This window comes from Ignatzschineria rhizosphaerae (assembly GCF_022655595.1).
Lineage (GTDB): Bacteria > Pseudomonadota > Gammaproteobacteria > Cardiobacteriales > Wohlfahrtiimonadaceae > Ignatzschineria > Ignatzschineria rhizosphaerae.
In genome coordinates, this window is sequence record NZ_CP093379.1 from 2,607,501 (window position 1) to 2,628,609 (window position 21,109).

At 40.4% G+C, this 21,109-nt stretch carries 19 protein-coding genes and 2 rRNA genes (1 of these 21 running past the window's edge); 17 read left to right on the forward strand and 4 right to left on the reverse strand.

The annotated features are described in order from the left end of the window. A 23S ribosomal RNA gene (locus tag MMG00_RS11755) occupies positions 1-1,521 on the forward strand; it begins 1,391 nt to the left of the window's first position. Between the two features lie 177 nt (positions 1,522-1,698). Next, a 5S ribosomal RNA gene (rrf, locus tag MMG00_RS11760) occupies positions 1,699-1,813 on the forward strand. Between the two features lie 893 nt (positions 1,814-2,706). Here the strand turns inward: rrf and MMG00_RS11765 are convergent. The 3 genes from MMG00_RS11765 to MMG00_RS11775 form a co-directional block, all read right to left on the reverse strand. After that, on the reverse strand, positions 2,707-2,964 hold the full coding sequence (locus MMG00_RS11765; protein ID WP_242148547.1) for a hypothetical protein: 258 nt from the start codon (positions 2,962-2,964) through the stop codon (positions 2,707-2,709). A gap of 34 nt (positions 2,965-2,998) precedes the next feature. After that, positions 2,999-3,358, reverse strand: a complete 360-nt coding sequence (locus MMG00_RS11770) for a TM2 domain-containing protein (protein ID WP_242148549.1) — start codon at positions 3,356-3,358, stop codon at positions 2,999-3,001. A 118-nt stretch (positions 3,359-3,476) separates the two neighbouring features. Further along, on the reverse strand, positions 3,477-4,262 hold the full coding sequence (locus tag MMG00_RS11775) for an IclR family transcriptional regulator (protein WP_242148551.1): 786 nt from the start codon (positions 4,260-4,262) through the stop codon (positions 3,477-3,479). Positions 4,263-4,499: 237 nt separating this feature from the next. Between MMG00_RS11775 and MMG00_RS11780 the strand changes: the two genes are divergently transcribed. The 14 genes from MMG00_RS11780 (at position 4,500) to MMG00_RS11845 (ending at position 18,762) form a co-directional block, all read left to right on the forward strand. Continuing rightward, on the forward strand, positions 4,500-4,817 hold the full coding sequence (locus tag MMG00_RS11780; protein ID WP_242148552.1) for a non-heme iron oxygenase ferredoxin subunit: 318 nt from the start codon (positions 4,500-4,502) through the stop codon (positions 4,815-4,817). A gap of 137 nt (positions 4,818-4,954) precedes the next feature. Further along, entirely contained in the window at positions 4,955-5,254 is a 300-nt protein-coding gene (locus MMG00_RS11785) for a recombinase-like helix-turn-helix domain-containing protein (protein WP_242148554.1), read from the forward strand. Positions 5,255-5,283: 29 nt separating this feature from the next. Continuing rightward, positions 5,284-6,354 carry an aromatic ring-hydroxylating oxygenase subunit alpha gene (locus MMG00_RS11790; protein ID WP_242148556.1) on the forward strand — a complete coding sequence of 357 codons (1,071 nt, stop codon included), beginning with the start codon at positions 5,284-5,286 and terminating at the stop codon, positions 6,352-6,354. A gap of 10 nt (positions 6,355-6,364) precedes the next feature. Then, the gene (locus MMG00_RS11795) at positions 6,365-7,123 is read left to right on the forward strand and encodes an SDR family oxidoreductase (protein ID WP_242148558.1); all 759 of its coding nucleotides are present in this window, start codon (positions 6,365-6,367) and stop codon (positions 7,121-7,123) included. Between the two features lie 11 nt (positions 7,124-7,134). Further along, entirely contained in the window at positions 7,135-8,064 is a 930-nt protein-coding gene (locus tag MMG00_RS11800; RefSeq protein WP_242148561.1) for a VOC family protein, read from the forward strand. Positions 8,065-8,163: 99 nt separating this feature from the next. Next, complete coding sequence (locus MMG00_RS11805) at positions 8,164-9,375, forward strand: NAD(P)/FAD-dependent oxidoreductase (protein ID WP_242148562.1); 1,212 nt, start codon at positions 8,164-8,166, stop codon at positions 9,373-9,375. 170 nt (positions 9,376-9,545) lie between these two features. Continuing rightward, positions 9,546-10,778, forward strand: coding sequence for an MFS transporter (locus MMG00_RS11810; protein ID WP_242148564.1), 1,233 nt, complete (start codon positions 9,546-9,548; stop codon positions 10,776-10,778). A gap of 155 nt (positions 10,779-10,933) precedes the next feature. Continuing rightward, on the forward strand, positions 10,934-11,458 hold the full coding sequence (locus MMG00_RS11815) for a cupin domain-containing protein (RefSeq protein ID WP_270049306.1): 525 nt from the start codon (positions 10,934-10,936) through the stop codon (positions 11,456-11,458). Positions 11,459-11,588: 130 nt separating this feature from the next. After that, complete coding sequence (locus MMG00_RS11820; protein WP_242148566.1) at positions 11,589-12,377, forward strand: alpha/beta fold hydrolase; 789 nt, start codon at positions 11,589-11,591, stop codon at positions 12,375-12,377. A 67-nt stretch (positions 12,378-12,444) separates the two neighbouring features. Further along, a complete protein-coding gene (locus tag MMG00_RS11825; RefSeq protein ID WP_242148568.1) occupies positions 12,445-13,239 on the forward strand; it encodes an SDR family oxidoreductase in 795 nt (264 codons plus the stop codon). Positions 13,240-13,295: 56 nt separating this feature from the next. Next, complete coding sequence (locus tag MMG00_RS11830; protein WP_242148571.1) at positions 13,296-14,087, forward strand: aspartate dehydrogenase; 792 nt, start codon at positions 13,296-13,298, stop codon at positions 14,085-14,087. 63 nt (positions 14,088-14,150) lie between these two features. Continuing rightward, on the forward strand, positions 14,151-15,617 hold the full coding sequence (locus MMG00_RS11835; RefSeq protein ID WP_242148573.1) for an aldehyde dehydrogenase: 1,467 nt from the start codon (positions 14,151-14,153) through the stop codon (positions 15,615-15,617). A 134-nt stretch (positions 15,618-15,751) separates the two neighbouring features. After that, positions 15,752-17,386: a thiamine pyrophosphate-binding protein gene (locus MMG00_RS11840; protein WP_242148588.1), complete on the forward strand. Its 1,635-nt coding sequence runs from the start codon at positions 15,752-15,754 to the stop codon at positions 17,384-17,386. Between the two features lie 113 nt (positions 17,387-17,499). Continuing rightward, positions 17,500-18,762 (forward strand): porin, encoded by a 1,263-nt coding sequence (locus MMG00_RS11845; protein ID WP_242148591.1) that lies wholly within the window; start codon positions 17,500-17,502, stop codon positions 18,760-18,762. A gap of 124 nt (positions 18,763-18,886) precedes the next feature. On the opposite strand, the gene MMG00_RS11850 is transcribed toward MMG00_RS11845, so the two are convergent. Next, positions 18,887-19,783, reverse strand: coding sequence for a LysR substrate-binding domain-containing protein (locus MMG00_RS11850; protein WP_242148593.1), 897 nt, complete (start codon positions 19,781-19,783; stop codon positions 18,887-18,889). A gap of 184 nt (positions 19,784-19,967) precedes the next feature. Here MMG00_RS11850 and MMG00_RS11855 point away from each other — a divergent pair, with 184 nt between their 5' ends. Beyond that, the gene (locus MMG00_RS11855) at positions 19,968-21,074 is read left to right on the forward strand and encodes a phosphonoacetaldehyde reductase (protein WP_242148595.1); all 1,107 of its coding nucleotides are present in this window, start codon (positions 19,968-19,970) and stop codon (positions 21,072-21,074) included. Positions 21,075-21,109: the final 35 nt, after the last annotated feature.

A 21,109-nucleotide genomic window follows, 5' to 3' on the forward strand; every position in this document is an offset into this window, starting at 1 on the left:
AATCAGGTTAATATTCCTGAACTCTCGTATCATGCGATGGAGGGACGGAGAAAGCTAGACCAGCTGGTTATTGGTATACCAGTGTAAGCAGGTAGGCAGAGATCTTAGGCAAATCCGGGATCTTAATGCTGAGATGTGAATGCGAGGAGGTTACGACCTCCGGAGTGGTTGATGCTATGCTTCCAAGAAAAGCTTCTAAGCTATAGTGATATGAGAACCGTACCCCAAACCGACACTGGTGGTTGGGATGAGAATTCTAAGGCGCTTGAGAGAACTCGGGTGAAGGAACTCGGCAAAATCGTACCGTAACTTCGGGAGAAGGTACACCTTCCATGGTGAACGCTTTACGCGGTAAGCTAAGGAAGGTCGCAGTGAAAAGCTGGCTGCAACTGTTTATCAAAAACACAGGACTCTGCAAACACGAAAGTGGACGTATAGGGTCTGACGCCTGCCCGGTGCTGGAAGGTTAATTGATGGGGTTAGCGTAAGCGAAGCTCTTGATCGAAGCCCCAGTAAACGGCGGCCGTAACTATAACGGTCCTAAGGTAGCGAAATTCCTTGTCGGGTAAGTTCCGACCTGCACGAATGGCGCAATGACGGCCAGGCTGTCTCCACCCGAGACTCAGTGAAATTGAAATCGCCGTGAAGATGCGGTGTACCCGCGGCAAGACGGAAAGACCCCGTGAACCTTTACTATAGCTTTACAGTGGATTTTGAATCTTTTTGTGCAGGATAGGTGGGAGGCTTTGAAGCTAAGACGCTAGTTTTAGTGGAGCCATCCTTGAAATACCACCCTGAAAGTTTTGGAATTCTAACTTAGACCCGTTATCCGGGTTAAGGACATTGTATGGTAGGTAGTTTGACTGGGGCGGTCTCCTCCGAAAGAGTAACGGAGGAGTACGAAGGTACCCTCAGCCCGGTCGGAAATCGGGCTATTGAGTGCAAAAGCAAAAGGGTGCTTGACTGCGAGACAGACACGTCGAGCAGGTACGAAAGTAGGTTTTAGTGATCCGGTGGTTCTGTATGGAAAGGCCATCGCTCAACGGATAAAAGGTACTCCGGGGATAACAGGCTGATTCCGCCCAAGAGTTCATATCGACGGCGGAGTTTGGCACCTCGATGTCGACTCATCACATCCTGGGGCTGTAGTCGGTCCCAAGGGTATGGCTGTTCGCCATTTAAAGTGGTACGCGAGTTGGGTTCAGAACGTCGTGAGACAGTTCGGTCCCTATCTGCCGTGGGCGTTGGAAATTTGAGAGGAGCTGCTTCTAGTACGAGAGGACCGAAGTGGACATATCTCTGGTGTTTGGGTTGTCATACCAATGGCATTGCCCAGTAGCTACATATGGACGGGATAACCGCTGAAAGCATCTAAGCGGGAAGCCTTCCTCAAGATTAGATTTCCCTAGGGGTTTAACCCCTCTAAAGGTCCGTCGAAGACTACGACGTTGATAGGTTGGGTGTGTAAGTGCAGTAATGCATTGAGCTTACCAATACTAATTGACCGTGAGGCTTGACCATATAATAGGTCTTAGACAATTTTGATACGAAACATGATAAAAGACTGTTTCACTAAAGTTCAAAATGAATACAAAATAACTTAAATAAAACGAAAGTTTGCTGTTACAATACCAACTAATCAAATTTATTCAGTGAGTGGAGTCACAATAAAAAAGACTCCAAGCGCGAACCAGTTTTCCTGGGGAGAATAGCACTATGGTACCACCTGATCCCATCCCGAACTCAGAAGTGAAACGTAGTAGCGCCGATGGTAGTGTGGGAGATCCCATGTGAGAGTAGGTCACCCCCAGGGCTTAATATAGGAAACCTCTAGTTCAGATGAGCTAGAGGTTTTTCTTTTGTCTGAAGAAAATAGAAGCTGATGCTATTGCCGGCACGCAAATCAGAAAGATACGGGATATTAACTCCGGCGATTGGTGAGCCTTAATAAGTACCATTAATCTCCTCTGAAAGAGCTGTGAAGTTAGAGGGATCTTGCAGTTGCCGGTGTAACGTGCAAACTTCTTTTACAGCTGAGTCGCGGCAACTAGGAGAGCTACGGTTTTATTGTGTGTGACACATTAATAATGTTGTGAAAGTTTTATTGAGAATTTCTTCCCGTCAGTCCGTATGTATTTAGATGAGCCACGGCAACCAACAAAACCTAGCTTTTTATAATGAGCAATCGATAGATCTTCTTTAAGATGATTTAGGAAAAAGAGAATAAATAGATGCTGGTTAACTTGCCGGCATGCAGATCAGAAAGAGGCGAGATATTGACTCCGGCGATGGTTGAACCTTGATAAGCACAGCTTATTTAATCTGATAGAGATGTGAAGTTAGAAAGTCTATAAAGTTGCCGATGTAACGCTTGAACTTCTTTCTTAGTTGAGCTCCGGCAACTAAAAAACTAGTAAATAGTAGTTTGTTTTCTTGCCGATATGCAAATAACAGAAATTTGGGATATTGACTTCTGTGATGGGTAAATCATCATAAGCACGATTGATTGCATCTGAAAGAACAGTGAAGTTAGTAGTACTTTGTCGTTGCCAGAGCCATGCTTGAATTTTCTTAAGGCTGAACCGTGGCAACTTGCGGTACTCAGTTTATTTGTTGCATAACAAAAAACAAAAAGGCTAATTTTGTTAGCGCTTTGATAGATGATATAGGTTTAATGCTATAGGTATTTAATTCTTTATATTTAGTTTAACGTTCATTTTGTCTTTCACGGCTTTGCATTCTCGCTTCTCTTGCTTTTTCTTTTCCTATTTGTGACTGTTCACTTGCTCTCATCGGTGTATGTTGATCATAGGGGAATAAATAATTTTGAAAAATAAAGAAGGTAATGATTGCCACGATAATAATGGCTAAGGGGATTCCAAAACGTATGCTAGCAGTCTTCTCTCTTAGAAGATAGACAAGAGAGATGATAATTGCGATAAAGGCGATAACAACGATAATCATGGGAATCCCTTTGTAGATTAGATATGAATCTTGATTATAGCTTATTTAGGAAGCTTAAGAGTTTTTCAAGGTTCTGTTTACGAGTTGTTTTCATCATGATACACCAATCGATAATAGTCCAGACTCCAAAACCACCAATGGTGATCAGCTTTAATAGACCAAGTAAAAAATTACCAATATAAAAACGATCAACCCCAAAAGTTCCAAAAAAGAAGGAAAGTAGTAATGCTAATAGTGGGTCTTTGATTGATAATTCGGACAATTTCAGTTGTTGTTCAGGTTGTAATGAGGCAATTTTTTGCTGAATCAGCATTAAAGATTCTTGCGGAAATTTATCGGCATTAATCGCAAGATAAGTCGATATAAAATCGGGATTGTTTATATTAATCGTCACAATATCATCCTTTATGTTGTGAGTTTTTTCTTATAAAAGACTATTTTATAGGATATTGTGACAGAGAAATCACCTGTTTTAAATAACGATATTAATAATTAGTAAGATTGCTTTTGTATTAAATTAGCGCAACTTGAGAGATTTCATGTGCTGAAGTTATTACATGAGGAATAACTTTTTCAATAAACTCATTTCTATTTGTAAAGCTTGTTGCAGGGCAGCTTACAGATAGTACATATTGAATTTTTTGTGAGGTTCTACCAATAATTGGTACGGCACAAGCGATCATATCAGGCTTAAAGTTCTTCCAACTAATTAAGTATTTACTTTCTCTTGCAATATGTATTTTTTCAATGAGCTCTTCAATATTTTCAGCTGTTGACTCAGAATATTTCACCCATTCAGGTATTTTTGCAAAACGCTCACGGATCTCATCATCAGATAAGGCCCCTAAAAGCATTTGACCAATGACAGTAGCATAAGCAGGCCATCTTGTTCCAATTCTAATATTGGATGTAAAAGTCCCAGGGGCTTGAATATTATTAAGATAAACGATATCAATTCCATCGAGCACTGAAATATGTACAGCTGCCTTTGTGATATCTCTTAAGCGTTGCATGACAGCAGTGGCATGTCTAGGAACTGCCATACTAGAAATAGCTGTATAGCCAAGTTGTAATACTTTTACATTTAAGGTGTAAGTTTTATGCTGGGTGCGATTTAAATAACCGCATTGTTCTAATGTTTGAACTAACCGAAAAGCACTTGAACGGTTAATATCTAGTGCGCTAGATATTTCACTTAACGACATTTCAGATTGTTCTGGCGTGAAAAGTTCTAAAATTTTAAGACCTCTTACGAGCCCTGGTACTAAATATTTTTCTTGATCATTCTCTTGATTCATAGTGCGTTTCCTATAGGTCTATACATTCTTAAGATTGTAAAAGATTGTTAATTATAAGAATAGGCTTGACATCATTCTTTTATTAATTGTATTCTGACATCAATGTTTTACAAAGTAAACAATGTTTTGTATATAAAACAAAAATAATAAAAGCAATGATTATAAAAGCATCATTCTCTAATTAAAAAAGAATACTAAAAGGTATCAATAGAGAATTTAGCAGAGGAGAAGTTTAATATGGCGTGGATTAAAGTATGTCAGGTTAGTGATATTGATGAATATATGCCTAAAGCAGTAGATGTGGCAGAGACGAAAATTGGTATTTTTCAATTGAATAATAAATATTTCGCAATTGAAAATGTATGTCCACATGCTTATGCGCTATTAACGGAAGGTTTTGTTGAAGATGGCACAGTTGAATGTCCTCTTCATGAAGCAATTTTTGATATTGAAACAGGTAATTTAGAAAGTGGACCTGGCTGCCGAAATCTATGTACTTATCCTGTAAAGATCGAGGGTGAGTCAGTACTGATCTCTTTAGAAAAATCAGAGTAACCATTCAAAATTATATCTCAAGAGAAGTATGGATAGTTTCAATTATATTTTATAACACTCAAATATAGATAGAGTGCCATGTTTTATCTGCAGAAATTATCTATAGATAAGACTTATCGAAAGGGAGGAGAGATTCCATGAGCGATTTTAACATTAAACTAAAAAACTGGATTGAGAAAAAGCCTAATCCAGATGCAGGAATAAATAATATTCAAATTCCAGGTGAAGTAGAGCACATTGTTTGGCAGCACCGTTCTCATTCACCAACAAAATATGAATTAAGCCTTGCTCATAATTTAATAGAAGCTTTTACCGGTGGCGCTAAATCACTATCTGAAGTGGTTAAAGCCTTAAACGAACAGGGAATGCTCCTAGAAACAGGGGATGCATTTACAGAAGAGAGCTTTAAAGCAGAAATGGCTCGTTTAGGCTATTAGTAAATATAAAACTATTGGAGGATAGAACAATGACGATGAGAAATTTTAATGATGCACAAGAGTATCTTGATTACGGATTACGTAATCTTTGGCATCCAGTACTAGCAAGCTGGGAAGTAAATGATAGCCCTGTAGGAATTACTCGTTTAGGCGATAATATTGTTGTTTGGCGAGATGAAGATGGAAAGGTACATGCACTTGAAGATCGTTGTCCTCACCGAGGAGCACGACTCTCTTTAGGCTGGAACTTAGGAAATAGAGTTGCGTGTTGGTATCACGGTGTTGAAGTTCGTTTTGATGGTGTTGTTGAGGATGTGCCGGCCGTTGCTAGTTGCCCTATGACGGGTGCTGATTGTGTAAAGTCTTACCACGTTCAAGAAGTACAAGGTGCGATCTTTATCTGGTTTGGTATAGATGATTCAGCGCCAGATGAACTTATATTCCCAGAGCAACTTGCAAGTGATGATTGGAGTAGCTTTCTTTGTATGGCAGATTGGAAGGTGAATTACCAATATGCAGTAGATAATGTAATGGATCCGATGCATGGTACTTATCTTCACTCAGCATCTCACTCGATGTATCAAGGAGATCGCCAAGCAGACATGAGCCTTAGAATGACAAAAACAGGTTTTGTTTTTGAAAAAGAAGGGCAAACAGGTGTGAATTTTGACTGGGTAGAATATGGGCAAACGGGTGCAGCTTGGCTTCGGCTCTCAATTCCTTATCAAGAAAAATTTGGACCAGGAGGAAGCTTCTGGATTGTTGGATATGCAACCCCAATAGATAAGGATAATACTCGAGTATTTTTCTTCCGTTGCCGTAATGTTCAAGGTTGGGAGCGTGATACTTGGCGTTTCCTATATCGTAATTACTTAGAGGGGCTGCATTGGGATGTACTGGAGCAAGATAGAATTGTTCTTGAACTATTAGCGCCAGATGCACGTGATCATGAGTTCTTATATCAACATGATGTTGGTATTACTCGTTTACGCCGTATGTTTAAACGTGCAGCGGAAAATCAGTTTGGACTATATCAGGCGTATCAAAAGAGTAAAGAGAACGTTGATGTTGTTGGTGCAACGATTCATCCAGCTGAGTAAAAGGAGAGGTATGACAACTTTATTACAAGGAAAAAATGTTGTTATTACCGGTGCTGCGCGTGGGCTTGGGTATGATTTTGCCTGCGCGGCTCTTAAAGCTGGCGCGAGCATTTTAATGGTCGATATTTTGGCGGACCTTTTACAAGAAAAGGCGGAGAAGTTACAAGGGGAAGGATTTCCTGTGACTTATATTACTGCAGATTTAAGCACTCAAACATCAATTGATAATGTTACAACTTGGGTTTCGCTTAATTGGCAAAAAGTCGATGGATTAATTAATTGTGCGGCCCTTGCTACGGGCGTTGGTGGGGTCGATATGATGGACTACGATCCTGAGCTTTGGGATCGGGTAATGACCGTGAATGTGAAAGGCACATGGTTGATGACTCAAGCAATGGTTCCTTTTTTAAAAAAATCTGGTTATGGAAAAGTCGTCAATATTGCCTCAGATACAGCGCTATGGGGTGCACCTAAATTGATGGCATACGTTGCCAGTAAAGGTGCGATTCTCTCTATGACTCGCTCAATGGCACGGGAGCTTGGAGAGTTTAATATCTCTGTTAATAGTTTATCGCCAGGTTTAACGTTAGTAGAAGCAACAGAATATGTGCCAAAAGAGAGGCACAACTTATATATCACGGGCCGCGCGATTCAACGAGAGCAGCTTCCTGACGATGTTAGTGGTACAGCACTTTATTTGTTGTCAGATTTAGCATCTTTTGTTACCGGACAAAATATCCCTGTTAACGGTGGGTTTGTATTTAATTAGGAGTTTTAACGATGCTTAACGGAATTAAAACATTAAAATTTGGGGTAGAGGATTTTGAAAAATCCCAAAAATATCTCACTGATTTTGGTTTAAAATCAGTGGCTAGTGATTTTAAAGATACGCTTAAATATTCTTTAAATAATGGTAGTGCTGTCTATGTATTTGATATTAATGATGAGCGTTTACCCCCAGCCTTTGAAGCAGGTTCAACCCTTCGAGAAGTGACTTGGGCGGTCAATCGTCAGCAAGATATTGAGCGCTTAGCAGAGAATCTTAAGAATGAACCTGGATTTGAGTATAAAAATGGTGTTGTAAAGTGCCAGGATCCTAACGGAATGACACTGGTTTTTGAAGAGGCGATCTTAAGACCTGCTGAAGATGTTAAGAGTCTTCCTCTGAATCAATATGGACAAATTAATCGAATTAATCAGCCGAGTCCTGTGTATAAAAGTGCTGATCCTGTATCAATAGGTCATGTGGTTTTCTTTACCCCTGATCTTGAGAAGACTCAAAAGTTCTATGAGGACAAATTAGGTTTTTATCTGTCTGATGCTTATCGTGGTCGTGGAGCATTTATGCGCTGTGCGGCTGAAGGTTGGCATCATGATCTCTTTTTACTTAAATTACCAAATAGAGAGACCACAGGCTTAAACCATGTTGCCTTTGTGGTGCGAGATATCCATGAAGTGATCGGTGGCGGGCTTAATATGAACCGTTTGAAATGGGATTCGTTTATAGGGCCTGGGCGACACCCTGTGTCATCAGCTTACTTTTGGTATGTGCATTCACCACTAGGAGGCGCTTTTGAGTATTACACTAATGATGATTATGTCACGCCAGCATGGACGCCAAGAGTATATGACTATGCTCTAGAACTCTTTACAGAGTGGGCGATTGATGGTGGCTTAGATCATGATACGCGAAGACAAGTGAATAAATAAATATTCTATAAAAGATAGTGAATAGTGTTAGCAAAGGTAGTGACAATACACGTAAAGCGCACTATTCACAGGTTCAATGAAGAAGTACCTGGAGGAGTCATGAAAAATATCGTTATTATTGGTGGTGGGCAAGCCGCTATTTGGGCAGCCCATACCCTAAGATCTGAAGGATATGAGGGGGTAATTGCCATTATTTCTGATGAAAAACATACCTTTTATGAACGACCACCTCTTTCAAAACAGGTATTACTGGGGGAGATGACACATGATGCGTTGCAGTTCTTCCCACTAGAAACTGTAGAGTCTTTAAACTTAACGCTTTATAAACCTTATAGAGCGATCAAAATTGATTCAGAAAATAAAAATGTGATGCTTGATGATGGGCAGAAGATCGCTTTTGATAAGCTACTTATCGCCACAGGAAGTCAGGCAAGAATCCCCGTAGAATCATGGAAAGATCTACCAAATCTTTTTTCCTTAAGAACGATAGATGATAGTTTAGCGCTACAAAAGGTACTTCCAAAGATCGATAATATTGCCATTATTGGTGGTGGTTGGATTGGACTTGAGATCGCTGCATCTTTGCGAAAAAAAGGGAAAAGAATCACCATTTTAGAATTGGGTGAACGATTATGTGCGCGAAGTGTTAGTGGTGAAGTTTCTCATTTTATTGAAAATCTCCATAAAGAGGAAGGTGTTGAGCTCTGCTTTGAATGTGGAACGTTAGATATAACTGAAGATCAAGGACAACTCACCATTTTACGAGATGATCAAGAGTGGCAGTCTTTTGATGCTGTATTGGTAGGGGCTGGCGCACATATTAATAAAGAGCTCGCAGTTGATGCAGGATTAGAGGTGCGAGATGGCATTGTGGTTGACCATTATTGCCAGACTTCCCACCCTGATATTTTTGCCGCAGGTGATGTTGCGATTCACCCTGATTTAGGATTTTGCATTCAATCATGGGCAAATGCACAAAACCAAGGGATTACTGCTGCAAAAGCAATGTTAGATAGTGAGAGCAAAGAGAAGTATCAAGAAACTCCTTGGCTCTGGTCTGATCAATACGATTGTAATATTCAAATTTTAGGAACACCTGTGAATATTGAGAACACAGCGGTTGTTGTGCGAGATTCTGGGGCGCGTCAAAAGAGTTTTTTCTATCTTGATCAAGCAGGGAAATTGCAATATTTGGTCTCTGTGAATGATGCAAGAGTGGTGCAGATCGCAAAACGTTGGGTACGAGCAGATCGCGTTTTAGACCCTATATTATTAGCAGATCCTGAGTTTAATATTATGAGTTTACGTTGATCAAGTTTGAGAGCCATAAATCCTTAAAAGTGTTGTAGTCACAAAATAAAAGAGCCGAAAAGGCCAAGAGTACTGATATCAGTATATTGCTAGGAGGGTGTATTTAATAAGGCTAAGTATTCATTTTACTGCCTTTAATGCACTGATATGGAATATAAGGAGGAGTAGTGATGGCAGAAGTTACATTGGAGAGAGGATCAATAGTTCCTAAAAATCTGTTGAAGCATTGGACGCCGGCAACAGTGTTGATGATTTGTGTGGTTTTAGCCTTTTTTGACAAGATTAGTATTGCTGTACTTTTCTCAGATCCCACTTTCCAAGAAACAATGGGAGCTGCTGAAAATAAGAGTCGATTAGGCTGGTTAATGACGAGCTTTTTACTCTCTTATGGATTTTCATCAGTCTTTTTAAGTTTCTTAGGAGATATTTTTAGCCCTAAGAAATTGATCTTCTGGTCCGTACTGAGCTGGGGAATCTTGATGATTATCATGGGATTTACCACCAGTTATAAATGGATGTTTATCAATCGTATTTTACTAGGAATTGCCGAAGGACCGCTATTTGCGCTTTGTTACAGTATTGTAAAACTCTGTTATAGCGATAGAGAGCAAGCTCGTGCTTCAACGATGTTTATCTTAGGAACACCGATCGGTGCTTCATTAGGATTTCCGATTACAGCTTATGTTTTAGCACATTATGATTGGCATACGACATTCTTTGTGATGGGAGCATTAACCTTAGTTGCGACAGTATTAGTTCACTTTGGTTTAAAAGGAGTGGAAGTTTCAGGTCGTCAGAAGAAGGCTGTTAAAACAGATCATAAAGAGAATTTACGTACATTAATGAGTAATAAAGCCTTCTGGCTTGTCTGTTTCTTTAATATTGCATTAATGACTTATCTCTGGGGCTTAAATAGCTGGATTCCTACCTATTTAATGGAGGAGAAGGGCTTTAATCTTAAAGAGTTTGGCACGCTTTCAATGATTCCTTTTATCGGAATGCTAATTGGGGAGATTGGTGGGGCGCTTTTCTCAGATCGCTTTACCGTTCGCAGAGCACCACAAGTATTTATTGGGCTATTAGGAGCGGGAATTGCCATGTATCTCATGGTGTTGGTGACGAGTAATGTGATGGTAATTACCATGATGACGATTAGCTCAATGATGTGGGGAATTTGTGTATCAGCAGTATTCGCACTTCTTTCAAGAGTTAGTGAGAAAGAGGTCGCCACAACTGCCGGTGGGATTTTTAATGGGCTTGCAAACTTTGCCAGTGCGATTGTCCCTGTATTAATAGCTTACATTGTGATGGCAACAGGGGACTTTGATACCGGTATTATCTTCCTCGCATTAGTCGCTATTGTTGGTTCGTTGATTTTAGTTCCCTTAATTCGTCGATATTAAGGATGAGGTAAGGGTGTTTTAATCTGTTGAAGGTTATCGTGATTAAGTGAGATATAACCTGCAAACATTATCATAAAACTCATGAAGTGATTCATGATATTACAAGACTCATAAGCCTATTTGAGGGCAGAGTTTTACACATAAAGGAGAATATTATGTCTAGAGAATTTGAAACTTGGAAGCGTCCAGAAGGAAAAACTTTAGAGGAGTGGATCACAGGTTCGCGAGTGGCGCGTTTAGAAGATCGTAAATATGATTTTGACGCTCTTAAATTTCAAGCGGATTATGATCCAAAATATCGCCGTGCTCAGATGCGTTATATGGGAACAGGTGCAACTGGTATCTCAGCTGATACTAATACGGTCCCTGCTGAAAATTTTACTTTTTCAACAATGGTATTACCAGCGCAATGCGAAGGGCCGCTCCATCTTCATGATGATGTTGAAGAGGTATTTTTCTTACTTCGTGGTTCGATCAAACTTTTTTTAGAAGATAACGGAGAGAAAGCAGAGCTGATTTTAAAAGAGCGTGACCTAATTTCTATTCCCCCAGGTATCTATCGTGGTCTTTATAATTATACGCAAGAAGATGCATTGATGTGCGTGATGTTAGGTACATCAAAACCCCAAATACCAACGTATCCTGATGATCACCCATTATCAAAAGTAAAACGTAATTAATCAAAAAGCTCGTTGGAAATAAAAAGAAATAGATGAGGAATGGATGAATCACCGTTTAAGAGAGATTGATTAAACGGTGTGATTCCACTCACTAGAGATTAGGGAAGTATAACGTGTAAAAGGGGAAAGTATGAGTCAGGTGATAGATTATCAATTTGCGAGAAAAAGTGGGATTGAATACCTCGAGAAAAAAGGTGAGGGCAAGGTCTTCGTTCTTCTTCATGGGATTAGTTCTGGGGCTTTTTCTTGGATTAAGCAATTACAAGACTCAACCATCTCTCATCATTTAATTGCTTGGAATGCTCCTGGTTATGGTGAAAGTATACTCCTTGAGAATCCGACGGCCATTGGCATAGATTATGCAAAAAGGCTCTTAGCATTTGTGGATGAACTTAAAGTGGATAAATTTATCCTAGTAGGACATTCTCTCGGAGCAATGATGGCAGCAGCTTTTGCGGCTCAATATCCTGAGCGGGTTTCACAGTTAGTTTTAATTTGTGCTGCGCAAGGTTATATGCATGAAGGTGCTGCGACTAAATTAGAGATTTATGAACGCCGCCCGAAGCTATTAGCAAAGCTTGGCAATATTGGGATGGCAAATGAGAGAGGCCCTTTTCTTTTAGGAGTTCCAACAGATGAGAATATGGAGATTGTTAGAACTGTCTCAAAAGGGTTAACACCGCAAGGATTTACGAATGCATCCCATCTTCTTGCATATGATCAGATCGATCAAAGTTTGCCTGATGTCGGTTGTGAGATAGATCTTTATTATGGTGAAGAAGATGGCATTACACCGCCAAAAGGGATGTTTGATCTTCAAGAGAAATTCAAAAAAATAGTATTACATGAAGTCCCTAATGCAGGGCATTTAGCTTATATCGATGCGCCAAACTATTTTAGAAAAACGCTGTTTAAATAGTGGTCGCCATATTGAGGCGAGAGATGTTGGCAAAGTGTCTAACAAGCTTAATCGATAGGAGGTTTATATGAGTTTTGGGGTAAAAAATAGAGTTGCCATAGTGACAGGAGGATCTTCTGGTATTGGGCTTGAAACAGTGAAACTTCTTTTAAAAGAAGGCGCGAAAGTTGCTTGGTGTGGTCGAAGTGAGGAGCGTTTACGAGAATCATTAGATCAGTTAAGTACGCTCTATCCACATGAGAATATGTTGATCCAATCAGCTGATGTCTTAGATAAATCCTCGATAGATGCCTTTATTGGTAAGGTTGCTTCCCATTTTGAGGGGATCGATATGTTGATTAATAATGCCGGGCAAGGCAAGGTTGCAGATTTTGATAACACCCAAGATGAGGAGTGGCTAAGCGAAGTTACGCTCAAATATTTTGGGGTATTAAATCCCATTAAGGCTGCGCGGCCTTATCTACAAAAATCGAGTATTGCGAGTATTGTAAATGTGAACTCTTTACTCGCATTAAAGCCAGAGAGACATATGGTGGCAACTTCTGCAGCAAGAGCGGGTTTACTCAATCTTAGCAAAACCTTGTCACAAGAATTTGCGCAAGAGGGGATTAGAGTGAACTCTATTCTTATTGGGATGGTGGAATCAGGACAATGGCGCCGGCGTTTTGAGAACCGATCGGATCAATCGAAAGGTTGGGATGAGTGGATTCGAGGAATTGCTAAAGAACGAGGAATACCACTTGGGCGTTTAGGATATGCCCACGAAGCAGCGCAAGCCTTGGTATTTTTAGCATCACCACTCTCCTCTTACACCACGGGATCTGTGGTGGATGTTTCAGGTGGATTTAGTCGTGAGATTTAAGAGTGATAAGCGGGAAGTCATCATTTCTTGGTGAGATAAAAGTGGAGGAAAGAATAATGAAAAAAATTATGGTCATCGGTTATGGTGCAATGGCGCAAACGGTACTTCCTAAATTACCATTAGATGTGAAATTAGGCTGGGTTGTTGTGATGCCACAAGATATTGAAAGTACAAGAAAGCTTGTCGGTTCTGATGTAGAAGTTGTAAGTCAGGTCTCGCAAATTACAGGAGTGCCAGATCGAGTGATTGAGATGGCTGGGCAAGCAGGGCTTCGGGCACATATTTTTGATTTGATTGAAAAAGGTTTAGATATTGGCGTGATCTCTGTTGGAACTTTTGCAGATAGTGAATTTACAGAGAAAGTACGAGAAGAAGCCAAAAAATATGGGGCTCGTGTTCATGTTCTATCGGGAGCGATTGCTGGTGTTGATGGTTTAGCATCCGCTAAAGTGGCGGGATTAGATGCCGTGATTTATCAGGGGCGTAAAAATCCTCGTAGTTGGAAAGGAAGTCATGCAGAACAGTTGGTTGATTTAGATGCCATTACTGAGGCAACAACCTTTTTTAAAGGCAATGCACGTGAAGCTGCAACCTTATTTCCCGCCAATGCCAATGTGGCCGCAACACTGGCGCTGGCAGGTATTGGTATGGAAGAAACTAAGGTGGAACTAATTGCAGATCCCTCAATGAACTGTAACCAACACAAGATTTTGGCAAAAGGTGTTTTTGGGGAGATGGAGATTGTGATGCGAGGTGTCCCACTAGAGAATAACCCTAAAACATCAATGCTGGCGGCTTTAAGTGTGGCACGATTTTGTAATCAATTAGATGACAGCTTAATTGTTTAAATACAAAAAAACACGAAATTTAAAAAGATCAGTGATCCATAATGATAAAAGAGTGAGTAGATCATGGTAAAAGAACTATTTTTAGCAGGGGATTGGCAGCAAGGGCGAGGGGAAACTTCTCAAAGTTTTTTTCCTGCCGATAGGAGTTTAAATGCAGAATTTTCAACAGCGAGTTTAGACGATGTAAATGAAGCGATTGAAAAAGCAGATATAGCATGGCGAGCGCCTTCTTGGCGAAATCTCTTACCCACAGAGCGTGCGCGTATATTTTTTAAGTTTGCTGATATTTTGGATCGAGATCGGGAAGCGTTAGCGAAGTTACAAACACGCGATAATGGTAAACCGCTTTATGAAACTCGGGGACTTGTAGCAAGTGCTATTGCAACGACGCGTTATGTTGCTTCGACCCTAGAAACAATGGATAACGAGCTTACTAATCAACGAATGCATGATGCTTTAACATTAAGTCTTTATGAGCCGTTAGGGGTTATTGCGGCAATAACGCCGTGGAATTCACCAATAGCCTCTGAAGTTCAAAAGTTAATACCTGCGCTTGCAGGGGGGAATGCTGTCATTTTAAAGCCAGCCGAAGCAACCTCTTTGATTGCATTAGAAATTGCTAAACGATTTGAAGAAGCAGGGTTGCCAAAAGGAATTTTAAGTGTTTTGCCAGGACGAGGTTCTGTTATTGGGAATGCGATTGTGAATCACCCTTTGGTTCGCAAGATCTCCTTTACAGGAGGGACGAATACAGGGCGAGCATTAGCGCATGTTGCTGCAGAGAGACTTATTACAACCTCGCTGGAGCTTGGCGGGAAATCACCGACAATTGTTTTAGAAGATGCCGATATTGATTTAGCGGTTAATGGGGTGATTTATGGGATTTTCAGTTCAGCTGGGCAAGCGTGTATTGCTGGATCTCGCTTATTTGTGCATGTCTCTCTTTACGATGCATTTGTTAGTAAATTAGTAGCTAAAACGGCAAAACTTCGTGTGGGGCATCCTGAAGATCCTCAGACACAAGTAGGGCCTGTGATTAGTGAACAGCACCTTTTAAGCATTGATCGATATGTGCAGCAAGCTCTGGTAGAAGGTGGCAAGATTGAAGTTGGTGGTAAACGCTTAATAGAGGGTGATTTGGTAAAGGGTAGTTATTATGCGCCGACCGTAATTACGGGGTTAAAAAATAGCGATTCAGTCTGTCAAGAAGAGATCTTTGGTCCTGTATTAGTTGTGATGCCTTTTGATAATGAAGAGGCTTTAATCAAAGAAGCAAATGATAGCGTTTATGGGCTTTCAGCCGGCATTTGGACGGAGAGTTACCGCAAAGCATGGCAATTAGCAAGAGCTTTAGAAGCCGGTACTATTTGGGTCAATACCTATAAGAAGTTCTCTATTTCCACTCCATTTGGGGGGTATAAGGAGAGTGGGATTGGGCGCGAGAAAGGGCGTTTAGGCATTCTTTCTTATATGCAGCAAAAGAGTGTTTTCTTTGGTATGGATGATACACCGAATCCTTGGTGTGATTAGTCAAAAATAGATAGATGGGAGTTTCGTCATGTTAACGGGACTCCTCTGAAGTAATTCAATAATAAATAGAGACTAGTTGGTGATGGGGTTTAAAAAGTTATAACAACGATCATCAACAAAGCAGGAGGAAATATATGAAAGTAACTGTGGGAGAAGCAATTGTACGTTTGCTTGAAGCGCATGGTGTTGAGAATGTTTATGGTGTTATTTCGATTCATAACTTACCGATTGCCGATGCAATAGGGCGCCGAGAGAAGATTGATTTTGTATGTGCTCGCGGAGAATCAGGATGTTTAACGATGGCAGATGCTCATGCGCGCTTTAAAGGTTTAGGCGTTGCACTTACAAGTACCGGGGCTGGGGCGGGAAATGCTGTGGGCTCATTGATTGAAGCCTGTAATGCAGCAAGCCCAGTACTTCACATTACAGGGCAAGTGGAACGTGAGTACTTAGATCGTGATGCGAGCTTTATTCATGAAGCGAAAGATCAACTCACTTTTTTAAAAGCCTCGAGCAAAGCTGCATTTCGTATTATGAGTCCTGAAAATGCGATAGGTATTATGCGAGAAGCGATTCGTGTTGCGCAAACGGTACCGATGGGGCCTGTAAGTGTTGAAATCCCTATAGATGTTCAAGCGACTGAGATAGAATTACCAAAAGAGCTTTACCCTGTTAATGCGTTGCAATTACCACGGCTAGATACGGAAGCATTAGATACTTTGGCAGAGTCGTTAAAGTCGGCAAAGCGCCCTATTTTATGGATTGGTGGGGGCTGTTTAGAGGCTGGTAGCGAGATCAAAAAACTTGCAGATTTAGGTATTCCTGTTGTTTCTTCCACCCATGCGAGAGGTCTTTTAGCCGATAATCATCCTCGTAGTTTAGGGGCATTTCATAACTCTGAAAAGGTGGAAGCACTTATTAAAAATGCAGATCTTGCGATGGTTGTAGGATCACGGTTACGAAGTAATGAGACTAAAACCTATAGTGTCGTTTTCCCTGAGAATTTGATACAAATTGATGCAAATCCTGTAGCGCAGCAGCGTAACTATGCGGTGAAGCACTTTATATGCGCTGATGCGAAAGAATCATTAGCCTATTTAGTAGAAAAATTAGGAAATAGCACTAAGGTCGATGTTGATTATGATCATTTGATTATTGCGGCGAAAGATGCTGCTGTTGAAGCATTAACAAAGCAGTTAGGTCCTTACGCAGAGCTCTGTTTTGCACTCAGAGAGGCGCTACCACAAGATGGTATTTTAGTGCGAGATATTACGATGTCAGGAAGTACTTGGGGGAGTCGATTATTTCCTGTACAGAAACCTTTACAAAATATTCACTCACTTGCTGGAGCAATAGGTTTGGGGCTTGCTCATGGTATTGGTACCTCGATTGCAAATCGTGATAAAAAAGTGGTTTCACTCGTGGGCGATGGTGGCTTAATGCTCGGCATCGGTGAGATTGCCACGATGGTGCAAGAGAAAACCAATATGGTATTACTTGTCATGAATGACCAAGGATATGGTGTGATGAGAGGGATTCAAAATAACTATTTTGGTGGTAGACAATATTATAACGAGCTCCATACACCAAGTTATCAAAAACTTGGAGAATCTATGGGGTGCATCAGTTTCCTCGCCCGCTCAATTGATGAATTTAAAGACGTCATTAAAAAAGCGATCGAGATTGAAGGACCGACGGTTGTAGAAGTTGATATGACAGCAATAGGTCCACTTAACTTCGCAGGGCCACCACAAAAGAAACTTTATTAAAGTTCGGGGTCACAAGGCAGGTCTGCGTATTGATAGAAAACGGTAGATATGGGTAAAGCATCCAAAAATAAAAAGAGAAGCTGCCCATAGGTTTACTAGGGAGGAGTTGTTCTATGACAACAAATATACAAAAAAGGGGAAGGCTTTTATTGCCTTTAGTATTAGGGACTACTGTAATAATGGGATCGATAGGTATTGCTTCTGCACAAACAGAAATATACGGACAGATTCGATTAAGCCTTGAAAATAGCCGGGCAAATGGGACTCACCCTGCCGCTTGGAAGTTTGATAGTAATGGTAATGTGATTAATAAAGGACCTCGGGTATCGGGAATGAAGGACCAAGGCTCAAGATTGGGGCTCATTGGGCAAGAAGAGTTAGAAGCTTTTACCTTGATCTATCATTTAGAGTGGGGATTTAATGCGGCAACGAACGATGAAACTAGCACCTTTAATCAGCGTTTAGGGTATTTAACGCTAAAAAATGGGTATGGAGCATTGACTGTTGGGAAGATTGAGAACCCTTTTAAGCAGATGTTACAAGTCAAAACAGTCACATCTTTAAGTAATGCCAACTGGAATGCTGCATCAATGAGTGCAACGGGAGATCTCTTTCAAGGATCAATGGGTAGCATTAATAACTTTAATAGTTCCATGATGTTTAGAGTCGGACACGCCTTACTTTATACATCACCATCATGGAATGGATTTAACTTTGATGTTGCGGTAATTATGTCGCAAAAATCAGACCAGCCAGATTACATCTTTAATAAACGACGAGATGTAGATCTTTTTACAGCCAATCTCAATTACTTCCATGATTCTGGTGCTTATATAAAAGCGGGTTATATTTCAGGAAATACGGAAAAGCCAGGGGCAAAGGCTGCGCACGTTTGGGGGTTAAGCGTGGGTTATGTTACACCACAATGGGGAGTTAACCTTTATGGCGCGGTTGGGGAAACGAAGGGGCTTGCTACCTTTGGTGTTGGAAATGAGCGAAGCCAGAACTATTGGGCAAACGTTCGTGGGCTAAATTTAACCCCAGGAGGCTATAAACATACTGCTTACGGGGTTGACTTGACGGCATTTTATCTTATTGATGAATCATTAATGACGAAAGTTTATGGCTCTATCTCTTATGGTAATGCGAAGAAGAAGGAGAGTAATGGCCTGTTTCATCAAAATAGGCGGGAAGAGAATAAACTCAATATTTGGGCAGTTGGTGTAGAGCATAAATTTAGTCAGCGAACTAAGGTTTGGGCGGAGTATGAAGCGATGACAGTGAAGCAATCCTTCACGAACACAACAAATCGCTATTACCACAAGCAAGACCTAAAAAATAATCGCCTACTTATTGGTATGCGCCATGATTTTTAAATTTCTCTATTCGAAATAAGGGATATTAATTGTAAAAGACTCATTTAGATAACAATCTTCGTGAAGACTTCTACAAAATACTGAGTGACTCCAGGAAGATTTTAATCGATTTCTTCCTCACTTTTTAGCCCATCATTAGATGGGCTTTTTTTTTATGTTGTTTTCTCTGCGTAATAATTGCAACAACCGCTTTCACCATAGGAAGATTTGCCATCTCTTTAGAGTAGATTAGATAGGATTTTGAAACAAGTTCCGTATCCTTTACTTTGACTAATGAAATATTAGGGTGTGGCTGAAATTCATGAAGCCCGACATAGCTTACGCCAAGGCCGGAGATACTTGCTTCTCTAGCTCCTTCTCTACTAGCTACTTCTAAAGTCGTTTTGGGGGCAACTTTCTGTTTTAATAGCGCTTTTTCAAGAATCTTACGGGTACTTGAGCCACGATCTCGGTGGATAAGCGGAATATCCGTAATATCTTTAAGTAAAATGCTCTCCTTTTTTGCTAGAGGAAGGTGGTTAGGGACGACTAAAACGATAGGTTGCTCGGTAATATGAATGGAGTATAGATCAGGATGCTTTTCATCGGTTGCTAAAATGGCGACATCTAACTCTCCATTTAAGATTCCTTCCATAATACTACTTGAACTACCAGGAATAAGCTGGATATCAATTTGGGGATACTGTTTATGAAATTGTTCAATAATGGGCATGGCAGCAGCAGGACTAACTGCACCAAAGGTGAGCGTTCCCATTGTAAGATTGCCATTGGCGATTAACATTTTGCGTGTCTTCTCCTCTAAAGAGAAGAGCATTTTCACTTGCTCAAAGAGTTGTTTACCGACATTAGTGAGCGTATTGTTATTACGTTTTCTGTAAAAAAGACAGACATTATATTGCTCTTCAAGCTCTTTGACTTGCGCTGTAATCGTCGGTTGTGAGATATGTAAGTAATCTGCAGCTTTCGCAAAGCTTCCAAGTTTTGCAACGGCATAGAAAGATCTTAATTGGGTGTAACGCATTAAAAGGTTCTCCTAATTTAGAAATAATGCAAGATGGTGTGGAATTGAACTTCGTTTTTTTCTATCTAACATCATCTTCATTCGTATTTTGCTGTCATTTCGTTGTAATAATGATTCGTTATCCTAATCACATTCATAGAGGCATTTATTAGTATATTTATAGGTTAACGAGAGGTGATTTTAGGTGTGGCAATTTCATAACCCTGTCAAAATTTATTTTGGTAATGGAAAACTTGAAGAGATAACCTCTATTTTACAAGGTCGATGTTACGCAATTGTGACATATGATCATTCTTATTTTGACGAGCTTGCATCGCAGATTAAAGCTGAAGCGAAAGGTTGTGCGGTAGTTTTGAATCAAGTCTATGAAAACCCTGACATAGCAGATTTAGCCGAAATTTGTGCCGCTTTTGAACCTTATGAATCACAGGTTGAGGTACTCATTGCGCTTGGCGGTGGTTCTGTGATCGATACAGCAAAAGCATTAGCGGTAGCGGGAAGTCATCCTAAAATTGTGCAAGATATTCTTTATCATAAGCAGCCTATAGAATCAGCCCTTTCAATAATTGCAATCCCGACAACAACAGGAACCGGTAGCGAAGTGACTTCATGGGCGACACTGTGGGATAAAGAGAGGGGCACAAAATATTCCTTAAGTAGCTTAAAGCTCTATCCTGAAGCTGCACTTTGTGATCCTGATTTAACGCAAGCACTCCCACAATCTATAACGATTCAAACAGGACTTGATGCGTTATCGCATGCGATGGAAAGTATTTGGAATAAAAACCGTAATCCGATCTCTTTGCAATTTGCAAAAAGTGCGATAGAGCTTATTTTGCAGACTCTTCCAGCCTTAGTGAATGATCTTCAAAATAGAGAGTTACGGGAGAAGATGATGTTAGGTTCTTTACAGGCTGGGCTAGCATTTTCTAATACAAAGACTTCCATTGCGCACAATATCTCTTATGGCATTACTTTAGATAAGAATATTCCTCACGGCATTGCTTGCTCTTTTACATTGCCGATGATTCTTCGCTCCTTTGCAGAAAGTGAAGGGGCGGTTGCTCAAGATTTACGAAGAGTTTTTGGGGCAGATTTAGTAGAGGCTTCTAAGAAGCTTGGGGCATGGATTTCGGAATTAGGTGTACAAATACAACCGCAAGATTATGGCTATGATCAAAGGGAGTGGGAATCTCTTGTAACAGAGGCCTTATCGGGAGAGAGAGGACAAAACTTCTTAGGAGATAGCAATGTTTTACAACAGCTATTTCAAAAGCAAATGAAGAAATAAATCCCTACGAGGTACTTTTAAGGTGTTCAAGGTAA